We start from the raw sequence: 2,070 nt of genomic DNA, 5'->3' as shown, positions 1-2,070 counted from the left end.
CCTGCTGCTGCTCGCCCGCCTGGACGCCGGCCGGCCCCTGGAGTTCGGGCGGACCGATCTGGTGCCGCTCGTCGTGGACACCGTCAGCGACGCCCGCGCGGCCGGCCGGGACCACGAGTGGCGGCTCGCGCTGCCCGACGAACCCGCGCCGGTCCGCGCCGACTCCGCCCGGCTCCAGCAGGTCCTGGTCAACCTGCTGGCCAACGCCCAGCGCCACACCCCGCCCGGTACGACCGTCACCGCGCGGGTGCGCCGGCAGGGGCCCTGGGTCTGTGTGGACGTCGAGGACGACGGGCCGGGGATCCCGGCCGAGCTGCTGCCGCATGTCTTCGAGCGGTTCGCGCGCGGGGACTCGGCGCGGACCCGGGCCACCGGCTCCACCGGGCTCGGACTCGCCATCGTGCAGGCCGTCGCGGCGGCCCACGACGGCGCGGTGAGCGTGCAGAGCGCGCCCGGGCGGACCGTGTTCACCCTGCGCCTGCCCGCGCTCGGCACCCGGTCCGTCCTCGGTCCCGATGGCGGCGACCGCGTCAACTCCCCTGCTGAACAAGCCACTTCGGACTCACAGCCGTACCACAGCGCCACCACATCGATGCGACAGGGCATCTGACAAGAGTCGGTTCCATGCGAACCGACTCTTCTCCCGACTCGCCCCCCGGCACCCTGCCGGCCCGGGAGCACCTGCCGGTCTCGGCCGCCGGCGGGGCCGTCCTGGACGTGGTGATCCCCGTCTACAACGAGGAACAGGACCTCCAGCCGTGCGTCCGCCGGCTGCACGAGCATCTGACGCGCACCTTCCCGTACGCCTTCCGCATCACGATCGCGGACAACGCCTCCACCGACAGCACCCCGCTTCTCGCGGCGCGGCTGGCGGCCGAGCTGCCCGGGGTGGGCGTCGTACGGCTGGAGCAGAAGGGCCGCGGCCGGGCGCTGCGCACCGTGTGGTCCGCGTCCCAGGCACCGGTCCTCGCCTATATGGACGTCGATCTGTCCACCGACCTCAACGCCCTGCTGCCGCTGGTCGCACCGCTGATCTCCGGTCACTCGGACCTCGCGATCGGCTCCCGGCTGGCCCGCTCCTCCCGGGTGGTGCGCGGCCCCAGGCGCGAGCTGATCAGCCGGGTGTACAACCTGATCCTGCGCGGCTCGCTCCAGGCCCGCTTCTCGGACGCGCAGTGCGGGTTCAAGGCGATCAGAGGCGATGTGGCGCGGGTGCTGCTGCCGCTGGTGGAAGACACCGGCTGGTTCTTCGACACCGAGATGCTGGTGCTCGCCGAGCGGGCCGGGCTGCGGATCCACGAGGTGCCGGTCGACTGGGTGGACGACCCCGACTCCACCGTGCACATCGTGCGCACCGCGACCGACGACCTCAAGGGCGTCTGGCGGATCGGCCGGGCGCTCGCCACCGGTTCGCTGCCGCTGGACCTGCTCGCCCGGCCGTTCGGCGACGACCCGCGCGACCGCGAGCTGACCGGGGTGCCCAAGGGCCTGGCCCGCCAGCTGATCGGCTTCTGCGTGGTCGGCGTCCTGTCGACCCTCTGCTATCTGTTGCTCTACAGCGGCTTCCGGGAGTTCTGCGGGCCGCAGCCCGCCAACGGCCTCGCGCTGCTGGTCTCGGCCGTCGCCAACACGGCCGCCAACCGCCGGCTCACCTTCGGGGTGCGCGGCCGGGGCGGCGCGGTCCGCCATCAGGCGCAGGGCCTGGTGGTCTTCGCCATCGGACTCGCCCTGACCAGCGGTTCCCTGGCCGCCCTGGACGCGGCCGGCGGCCGTCCCGCGCACTCCACCGAACTGGCGGTCCTCGTCACCGCCAACCTCGCCGCGACCGTACTGCGATTCCTGCTCTTCCGCGCCTGGGTGTTCCCGGACCAGCGGCAGCCGTACGACACCGACACCCCCGAAGGGTCCCGATGAGCACCTCCTACGACCGCCCGCTCGACGCGAACGAGGGGCCGGACGGCACGACCGGCTGGGGCCCGCCCGGATCACCGCCCCCGGCGGCCGCACCGGAAGCCGCGCCGCGGCCGTCCTCCCTCCCGCACCGCCTGTGGCGCGGCTTCCGGTGCGGCC

General features: G+C 73.9%; 2 protein-coding genes. Both read left to right on the top strand.

What is annotated here, in order from left to right; genetic code table 11:
* Positions 1-610, top strand: a 610-nt coding sequence (locus CCN72_RS29330) for a sensor histidine kinase (RefSeq protein ID WP_143664237.1), incomplete at its 5' end; no start/stop codon positions are given.
* Positions 611-624: 14 nt separating this feature from the next.
* Positions 625-1,914 (top strand): bifunctional glycosyltransferase family 2/GtrA family protein, encoded by a 1,290-nt coding sequence (locus tag CCN72_RS29325; RefSeq protein ID WP_107430184.1) that lies wholly within the window; start codon positions 625-627, stop codon positions 1,912-1,914.
* Positions 1,915-2,070 lie beyond the last annotated feature (156 nt).

Source organism: Streptomyces murinus (genome assembly GCF_002154555.1).
Lineage (GTDB): Bacteria > Actinomycetota > Actinomycetes > Streptomycetales > Streptomycetaceae > Streptomyces > Streptomyces murinus.
Note: the sequence above shows the minus strand (reverse complement) of the source record. Positions and strands in the feature narration are given on the sequence as shown.